This window comes from Longimonas sp. (genome assembly GCF_046498435.1).
Classification (GTDB): Bacteria; Bacteroidota; Rhodothermia; order Rhodothermales; family Salinibacteraceae; genus Longimonas.
In genome coordinates this window covers 1-8828 of the sequence record NZ_JAWOAR010000262.1, presented here as the reverse complement: position 1 = coordinate 8828, position 8828 = coordinate 1, and the positions used below count along the sequence as shown (strand labels likewise).

Genomic DNA, 8828 nt, shown 5'->3' with positions numbered 1-8828 from the left:
TCAATAACAATTTCTTTGACAGTATTTTTATTATTTATTATTCCTTGTTTCATTTTATCATTTGTATATATTTCAACAATAACATCTCTAATGGTATCAGCAAAATTATCACCAAAATAATTTTCTAAAACAGTAACAACATTTGTTTGGAAATCTCCCTGCATTTGTTGATTTGGGTTAACTTGTTGTTGATTATTTTGAACATGATTCATTGGTGGGAAAATTTCTTTACCAGCCCTTTGATTATATTCTCTTGATTTTCTTTCAATTTCAGCATATAATTGATCATCCCTTTCATTCTCGTTAGAAGGATATTGATTAGGAATATTCTCATAGCGTAATGGTGCCTTCACTGGACACATCATCGGCACTAAACGGCTCGAATTCAAACTCGAACTCGACCGGATCGGCATCAGATCCGATGATGATGGTATCGCCTTCTGTGCCGGTATCATCGCACCCCACCAGCAGCAGAGCTACAACGAGAAGCATGCCAAGAGGACGGTAGGAAAAATGCATCATAAGAGTCCAAATAGGTACGTAGAAGCAGGATGAACAGGAGACTGTTCGCCCCAGGAAGGATATTTTTCAGGGTGGTGGCTGGTAGGTACACCCGTTCAGCCCCTGCTAAGCGAAGGATACGGAACGAAGCCTAATCAGCTGTTGGTGCAACGCAGGGGACAGGCGGATTCGTATGGTCTCCGGCCTGCGACGGCTGTCCGTTCCAGTTGTACGTATATCAAATCCGGTTGCAGTATTGCGGTATTGTTTCTCATCAGCGCACCGGATGTACTTTGTCAGTCAGCCTTTGCCTCGTGTTGGGATGAATCGATGGACGAATGAATGGTTTTCATCCATCCGTTCATGCCCCCCCCCTCCATTCCCAACGGAGCTGCGGAGTTGGTATTACTCGCCAGCAACCGGCATCATGCCGCGTTCGTACTGCTCTTTGTAGTCGCGCACAGCTCGAAAGATGGCACTGGCCATGTAGGTTTGGCCCTGGTCGCTGGACAGAAAGTTAGCTTCGGAGCCGTTCGACAAAAAGCCCATCTCCACAAGTACGGCAGGCATCGACGCGCCCCACAGCACATAGAACGGCGCTTGCTTGACGCCGCGGCTGCGCCGGTTTACGCGTTCAGCAAACTGATTCTCGATTTGCGCTGCCAGGTCTTGACTTTGGCGCAGGTAGGCACTCTGCGTAAGCGTAGCACGCACCAGCTCCTGGTCGTCGTACTCATCGTACACGTCGGTATCCTCCTCATATCGAATTACGCTGTTTTCGCGCTCCATGACGCGGCGTGCCGACTCGGTTTTGGAAGGCCCCAGAAAGAACGTTTCAGTGCCATAGGCGCGGCTTGATCCGGCCGAGTTGGCATGAATCGAAATGAAGAGCTTGGCGCCGTGCTCGTTGGCAAAACGTCCTCGTTCTTCCAGTTCAATGAAGGTATCATCGGTGCGCGTGTACAGCACCTCCACATCCAGATGTTCTTCAAGGTAGCCACCCAGCTTTTGAGCCACATCCAAGACAATGTTTTTTTCGCGCACGCCATTGGCGGTAGCGCCGTGGTCCTGACCGCCATGCCCCGGATCGATCACAATAGTATCAAGGCGCCATCGCTCACGGGCCGACTCTGCAATCTCGCGTGCCGAACGGGCCGCATCGTCTGCGATTTGTCCCGCTGCTGTTTGTGTTGCAGACCTAAGGCTAAGCAGCAGGTCGTCGGAAGCTCCGTCGCGATACGCATCCGTGCGGATCACCTCATTTTCGTTCAGGTGGAGGCGCAGTGTAAAGTGCCCATCGACCGTATCGGTCTCAACCCGTGTAATCGGACCACCGGTGGGCAGGTCTACGTCTTCGCCCATTGCGGCATCGTACAGCGTCCACTCTACCACAGCATCGTCGTTCGGGCGCTCGGGCACCGAGAACGCCTGAATGCGCTCTGTGGCTTGTACGCGAAGTACGTAGCCCTCTCCATCAGAGCGCTCGGCCAGTTCCATATCCCGAATCTGTATCTGTGCCGTAGCGGGTGCTGCTCCGACCAAACCAATTGCCATCAGAAGCACGACCCACACGTACGGCCGATCCGTCAACTGCAACACGCAATGCATCATGGGCTTTTTTTGAAGGATTAGGATGGGAGTCGTGTGTCGCGTTTTCTTTGCGGTATCCGCCCCTGAATATCGGTCATAAACGGTATCGGCGCAAGTCAGCTATGCAAGCGTGATTTCTTTTCACCGACTTCGATCGGCTCGGGCACCGTGTTTTCGCGCGGCGGGAGCGGGCACACATAGTCCGGATTGTAATCGCAATATGGGTTAAACGCCTTGTTGAAGTCAACCACCACAGTATCATCGTCGCGGAGCGGTGCATTCAGATACCGTCCCGAAGGGTACGTTTCGTCTCCATTGGTCGGATCGCGGAAGGGAATCCACACTTCGCCGTCGAGTCCGGGCTCGCGGAAGACGAGCAGCTGGGTTGTATCCGCAAGCGGAATGGAAACTTCGCCAATGATGACTTTATCGACAGGCTCCCCTTTGTGCTGCTCTACGCGCAGCGTATCGCGTTTGTCAGTGCGCTCCAGCGGGACCTCGAAGCGATACGCCGGATCGACCGCATAGTAGCGCAGTCCATCAAACCGGCGGCGGGTAGCGCCATCGAGCACCGTGCGGTCGGCATCGCGCATGCGCATGTCCCGGTCCAGTCGATGCTGGAGCACTTCGTTCTCGTAGGCGGCTTCCTCGCTTAGCGTAGCGCCTTCGCATCCGGCCACCCCAATAGCAAGCAGGCACAGGCCTACGAATCGCATGCAAAATGAAGAGGGTCGGCTATTCATATTCGTTGGAGCGTACTTTCGTGAGGCCGCGTGAAAACATTTAAATGATTGCGGAGGCAACCGTTTTGGTATACGCTTCATGGCAATAGAGTTGCTATGCCAGCCCGGAGCAGCCCCCAATTACCCGCAAATATTTTGCGTCCACGTGCGAGGGGGCCTTCGATTACGGTTCCTCGGTACTGTACGCATTTACGAGTTGCTGCATGCGGCGCTCAATCATGGCTTCGCGATGCACAGCCCGCTCCTGCATCCGCTGGCGCATCGCCTCGACCTGCTTTTCCAGTTGCATAATTTCGTGGTTCCGGTTGGCCTGCTTAAGGTCGAACAGGCGCGCTACCGTTTGGCGAAGCGTATCCAGGTGCGCGGCGCGCTCGGAACCCGGTTCCAGTTCGTGGATGCGATAGGCACGCTGCTCAGCCTCCTGTTCCAGCGCATACTCGCGCTGCACTGCCTCATAGAGGGCTTGACTTTGCGCCTGAAGCATCGCCATATAGTCGGATGCCGCAGCCGGATTCGTGCGGTCATTGCGTGCCTCAGTGTCATGCGCATCGGTATTGCGCGCATCGGGAGCCGAGTCCACCAGCTCCAGCGTAGATTCGGTAAGGCGGTAGATACGCCCTTGAATCTGTAGCATAGGCGCTTCGATGCCATACACTTCGTACTGCATCTGCACCCCGTCGAGGGAAAGCTCTGGGGGCAACTCGTCGTCAGGCACAGCCGCCCCGTCAACATATACGGTGTCGTTTTGGATGTGCAGCGTGCGCTCGGAGCCGCGCTGCGCCCACGCCTGGTCGGACGTCAGCGTCAACGCAACGCTTCCTGCACTTAATGCAATGAGCAGTATTCCCAATCGGTGAATCCACCGCCTCACGCAAGAGCGGGCGGCTTTAGCTTCCAGCACTTCCATGATGACGCGGCTTTACGGGGTCGTGGAGAAGGCAACAGACGAGCCTTCGGCCAGGCTGTTGATCTCGGTAGCGGCTGCCGTGCGTTCGTTCAGCGCTGCTGCCTGACGTTGAAGATTCGCGCGGCGGTCGGGGGCATCCCAGGCGGGCAGTTCAGAAGAAGCAGTGGTGGCCATGGGTTCATAGCCCGTGCCATTCGGATCAGTTGTGTTCGGCGCTCCACTCATCACGAGCAAGACCGCCACCATCAGGGCCACGCCCCACGGTGCAGCTTGCATGGCCGTGCGCGTTGCAGCACCCGCCCGGCGGGGACGGTGCGAGACCGGAGGATCTTTCTTGGCAGCGGTCTTACCATCGGATTGGGGCGCTGCCGGTCGTTCATCACGAGCCGAGGGGGCCGCTACCGTGTACCAGGTATCGGCTCCCTTGTAGGGCACCCCGTCGCCATGGCCAGAGGGCGGAGCGGTTGGCAGTGGAGCCTCGGGAATGTCATTGGACGGATCGGTCTGGGCCTGTGCTGCTGCACCGGCCTGATCGACCAGGTCGTCGACCACCGAGGCATCGGGGCGTGCAGGCGGCTGCGCATCCAGTTGTTCTTTCACTTCGTGAAAGGCGAACCACTGTTCGAACAACGCGGGTTGCTGCGCAAGCGCACGCTCAATATCCTCGGCGTCGTCGAGTTCGCCGTACATGTAGCGAAGAAGGCGGTTGGTATCGTTGCTCATATGAAGAGGGGGGCGTGTGGCGTACACTCGGAGAACACAAAGAGCAAGGGATCACCAACCGAGAAACGGGGTCGAGCGTGTAAGCGCCAGCAACATATACTGAACGATATGTGTACTGAACGATATGTGCTAAACGATCGAAGTTATGCCGAGGTCGGCCCATCGAGTGAGCCGATGAGGGCTTCCGGGTCAACCTCTACCTCGTCGAGCATACCGCGCAGGTTTTTGAGCGCATAACGCATGCGTCCCAACGCGGTGTTAATGGACACCCCAGTCAACTCGGCAATCTCGCGGAACGTGAGGTCGGTTTCTTGGCGGAGCAAAAGCACCTCGCGCTGTTCGGGCGATAGGCGTCGAATGTGCTCGTTGAGCACGGCTCGCTGCTGGGTGCGGTGTAGTTCGGCCTCAGCACTGGGCGTGTCGCTTTGCAGCGTATCCCAGAACGAGCGGCCGTCATCCTCATCACTCGACACATCCGACCATTTTTTCTGCTTGCGCAGGTGGTCGATTGTAGCATTGCGCGCAATGCGCATCACCCAGCTGAGCCACTGCCCCTGGTGTGTGTATGAGCCGCGGCGGTCGTTCATGGCCTTAATGACCCGCTCAAACGTATCTTGAAACAGGTCATTGGCAACGGCCCGGTCGTGCACCATGCCCATAATGTATCCAAAAATCTGGTCTTGGCGGCGTTCAAGCAGCGTTCGAAACGCCTGTTCATCGCCCGCTTCCAGGTACGCCTCGACCAGCGATTCATCGGTTGGTTGCATAAGCTTGCGTCCGTCGCGTCAATAGGAGACTGTGCAGGAAGCAAGCACTACAAGGAACGGGCCACGCCGCCGTTTTATTGCGCATTCCCGTTAAAGAGTGGGGGCGAGGCCTCAGCGCTCGGGGGTAGTGTCTACCATGATACGCAACGCTGCCTTTCGTACTTGACACTTCCTCCACGTTACGCAAGGTCGGTGCACGGGTCGGTGCCCTACAGACGCTCACCTCAGGGGCGGTACGCATCTCCATGTTACGGAGCGTTCTGTGGCAGCCGAAGTGTAATGGTGCTCCCCTTGCCTTTAGCAGTATCGATATTGATGGATCCGTGCAGGCGTTCCATGACGTGCTTGCATACGGTGAGCCCAAGCCCGCTGCCCTGGTGGGTGCGCGCGAGGCCTTCGCTCTCTTGCGTGAACGCCTGAAACGCCCGTGGCACAAACGCTGGGTCGATTCCCATACCCGTATCAGCGACTCGAATTACCGCCTCGTCGGCATTGGCATCCAGGTGAATGGTGATGCCGCCATGCTCGGTAAACTTGATGGCATTGTCGAGAACGTGGTGCAGCACGCGCTCGAGCAGGTCAGCATCTACATACACACTCAGCGGCGTGTCGGGCGGTTCAATCCGCGTATCCAGCCCTTTTTCGCACGCCTGCTCACGCATAGCAGCCGTGTGCGTCCGGACCAGTTCAGTAAGCGAATGAACAGCCGGGTTGGGCGTAAGCGTTCCGGCTTCCAACTGCGCCAGGTCGAGCAGCGAGTCGAGCGTAAAGAGCAGTCGCTTTCCGCTCCGCTCAATAAGGTCAATAAAGCGGCGGTATTTTGGATCGACCGCTTCGCGCAGCGTAGGCGTAAACCCTAAAATAACTGTGAGTGGGGTGCGCATTTCGTGCGTCATGTTTGAAAGTACCGACGACCGAAACTGGGCTACATCTTCCGCTTTTTCTTTGGCCTCGACCAAGGCATTGCGCGCCGCCTCACGCTGCGTAATATCGGTAATGGCCATGACAACACAATCCTGGTCGTCGATGCAAAGGCACTGGAGCGAGCAGAGCACGTCGATGCGCGTGCCATCGGGCTGGCAGAACGTGGTCTGCACATCTGTAATAGTGCCCTCGCGCTGTACGCGGTCGAAGACAGCTGCCCGATAATCGGGATCGGCCCAGAGCGCCATGTCGTTGTCGGTACGGCCCACAATGTCGTAGCGTGGGCGCCGCACGAGACTGCACAGCGCATCGTTCACATTTAGGTACACACCGTCTTCCAGGCGCACAATGGCCAGGGGCGACGGACTCATGCGGAAGATTTTCTGCATGAGGGTCTGCGTTTCTTGTGCCTGTACAAGCGCTTGCTTGCGCTCAGTGATGTCTACCAGGCTTATTAGTGCGCAGTCGTCGCCTTCCAATGTTACAAGACGCGCACTCACGAGCACGGTGTATGCGGTGCCGTCGGCTCGGGTGAGGGTGAGTTCGCGGTCGTGTAGCTGCTGGTGAACAACCAGATCGTGCGCAAGCTGATGCCGCTGATGCTCTGGCAGCCCCACACGCACCTGATCGATATGCTCTCCAGCAAGGTCAGCAGCATCGAAGCCGGTGAGCGTTTCCATCCGCTCACTCACCTCCAAAACAACTCCGTCGTGCAGCCGGACAATGGCTGCTGCGGGCCCAAGATGAAAGGCTGTGTCAAACAGGCGAAGCGTGCGCTCTAACGTTTCGGACAACCGCTCGCGCCCGGTGAGGTCGCGCACGGCCACAAGCGCCGCGTGCCCCCCCTGGTACAGAATGGGCACCGAGGCTGACTCAACAATGCGCTCCTTGCCCTGGCAGGTGCGTAGCGTATGCCGTGCAAAGTCGACCCGGCGGCCGGTGCGCACCTGCTGACGACGCCGCGTCACGTGCGACTGTGCTTCGTCGGGAAGATACGTCCAGATAGAGGTATCGAGCACCGCTTCGAGGCTGGCGGCTTCCGTCATGGCAACCGCTGCCGAGTTCGCATATTTGATGCGGTCGTTGGAGGCTACAATGAGAATTGCATCGGGCAGCAGCTCCAAGAGTTCGCGGGGCAGCGGCTCCATATCAGGCCGGGCAGCATGATCGGTGCGGCGCAAGACGCCACGGAGGCAGGGCGTCTCTTGCGCCTGCTCACACGCATCGATGCATGGCCCTACGGTGCCCGTCCATGAATTGGAAGGGCCGTTCCGCAGTGCAATGGGCACGGGCTCGCCTGTAGCCCGCGCTTCACGCAGCGCCGATACCAGTTCGTCGTGCCCGTGTATGAGCCGTTCGATGGCGGCTTCATCACGCTCCGACGGGGCCTGCACCTCCACAGATGCAAGCCCAACAGTGTTCGCGTTCTTCACATCAAGGACGATGTGAAACGTTGCATCGGCCAAAGCACGCAGCTGCTTACGATACGAGGCTGCCTGGGCTTGCGCCGTACGAAGCTGGCGCTGTAAGGATAAAGGCGCATCAGACCGTTTCATACCATACGTGGGTCGAGGGTGTCTACACGCACTACTTCAGAACGCTTCTTCAGAGCGCGTGGGTGCATTACTGTACGCGGGCTGTGGTATGAGGTGCACCCAATAGGCTCCTCTTCCCAAGACGTTACGCCTGATCCAGCGTTACATCTATGCACTTAAGGCGACGCTACGGCACCATTACCCCACTTACGCGCGCCTGTCCTACGGGACCGTTGTGTGTAAGCGACTGGGTAAACGGGCGGTTGTCGTTGGCCGGCACGTCTTCAACTTCAATCTGCTGCGTACCCACCTCGTTACCGGTTTCGTCGAAGAGGCTCACCTCAACCTGAACGATCGAGACATCGGAATCGCCTGTGTTCTCTACCTCACCAGTAAACTCGCGGTCGCCATTGGGCTGCTCCACATAGCGGAAGTCGCGCACGTTGATATCTTCTGCGCGCGATGCCGCATCATTCCCGCACCCCATGACCAGACCGCCGATGAGAAGCAGGCTTACGGCAACAACAATTTCGCTCAACCGGGTACGCATAACAACAGAACACGTGTGTGGGAAAGATAGATACGTGCTCACAACGCCTTATGGGACGCTGTTGGTACCGCCTGCACCACCAGATATCCAAAGATCACACAATATAGACACGAAGCGCTTTTATCGCTCCGCCTGTTTTCTACATCTGTCAAGGAACGGGTTATCTTTCAGGGAACGGGTTAGCACGAGCAGCCCTCAGCTATTCGTGCGTACTATCTTGAGCATGTAGGCGGTGCTCCGTTTGCGTCGTCGGCTCGCCCAAACCAAATCACGGCAAAACCTTCAGCAATACCCACGCCCATAGCGCGCCACGTAAAGTCGGACCACTGCCCCCGGTTCGCCATCACCGCATCATGCCCCGGACTCGCCTTCCACTGTGCCATCATCCGTTCGGCATCGGGCGGCCCGCTATACGAGATCTCGTATCCAGATCCGCTGTAATCGGTTAGCTCCGATGGTTTTTCCCACATGCACGACGCGTTGGCGTGATCATCGGTATAGCAGCACGGGCTCCACGATCCCTCGTCAGACCAGCTGTGCAGATTGCAGCGGCTTTCTTCATGCGGAGCCTCGTTGGCTAAGTCGCGG

10 protein-coding genes are annotated in these 8828 nt (G+C 57.1%); all 10 read right to left on the bottom strand.

Annotated features, from left to right (window positions below; genetic code table 11):
- Positions 1-353, bottom strand: a 353-nt coding sequence (locus R6U20_RS10220; protein ID WP_410337757.1) for a hypothetical protein, incomplete at its 3' end; no start/stop codon positions are given.
- Positions 331-522, bottom strand: a complete 192-nt coding sequence (locus tag R6U20_RS10215; RefSeq protein ID WP_410337756.1) for a hypothetical protein — start codon at positions 520-522, stop codon at positions 331-333. The genes R6U20_RS10220 and R6U20_RS10215, both read right to left, overlap by 23 nt.
- Before the next feature lie 384 nt (positions 523-906).
- Positions 907-2091: an N-acetylmuramoyl-L-alanine amidase gene (locus R6U20_RS10210; RefSeq protein ID WP_410337755.1), complete on the bottom strand. Its 1185-nt coding sequence runs from the start codon at positions 2089-2091 to the stop codon at positions 907-909.
- Between the two features lie 116 nt (positions 2092-2207).
- Positions 2208-2807, bottom strand: a complete 600-nt coding sequence (locus tag R6U20_RS10205) for a DUF1684 domain-containing protein (protein WP_410337754.1) — start codon at positions 2805-2807, stop codon at positions 2208-2210.
- 190 nt (positions 2808-2997) lie between these two features.
- Positions 2998-3642: a hypothetical protein gene (locus R6U20_RS10200; RefSeq protein WP_410337753.1), complete on the bottom strand. Its 645-nt coding sequence runs from the start codon at positions 3640-3642 to the stop codon at positions 2998-3000.
- Between the two features lie 111 nt (positions 3643-3753).
- The gene (locus tag R6U20_RS10195; protein WP_410337752.1) at positions 3754-4464 is read right to left on the bottom strand and encodes a hypothetical protein; all 711 of its coding nucleotides are present in this window, start codon (positions 4462-4464) and stop codon (positions 3754-3756) included.
- Between the two features lie 143 nt (positions 4465-4607).
- Positions 4608-5231 (bottom strand): sigma-70 family RNA polymerase sigma factor, encoded by a 624-nt coding sequence (locus R6U20_RS10190; protein WP_410337751.1) that lies wholly within the window; start codon positions 5229-5231, stop codon positions 4608-4610.
- A 248-nt stretch (positions 5232-5479) separates the two neighbouring features.
- Positions 5480-7711, bottom strand: coding sequence for a PAS domain S-box protein (locus tag R6U20_RS10185; RefSeq protein ID WP_410337750.1), 2232 nt, complete (start codon positions 7709-7711; stop codon positions 5480-5482).
- A gap of 166 nt (positions 7712-7877) precedes the next feature.
- Positions 7878-8240 carry an FxLYD domain-containing protein gene (locus R6U20_RS10180; protein ID WP_410337749.1) on the bottom strand — a complete coding sequence of 121 codons (363 nt, stop codon included), beginning with the start codon at positions 8238-8240 and terminating at the stop codon, positions 7878-7880.
- Between the two features lie 212 nt (positions 8241-8452).
- The coding region (locus R6U20_RS10175) for a CAP domain-containing protein (RefSeq protein ID WP_410337748.1) at positions 8453-8828 on the bottom strand (376 nt) is incomplete at its 5' end.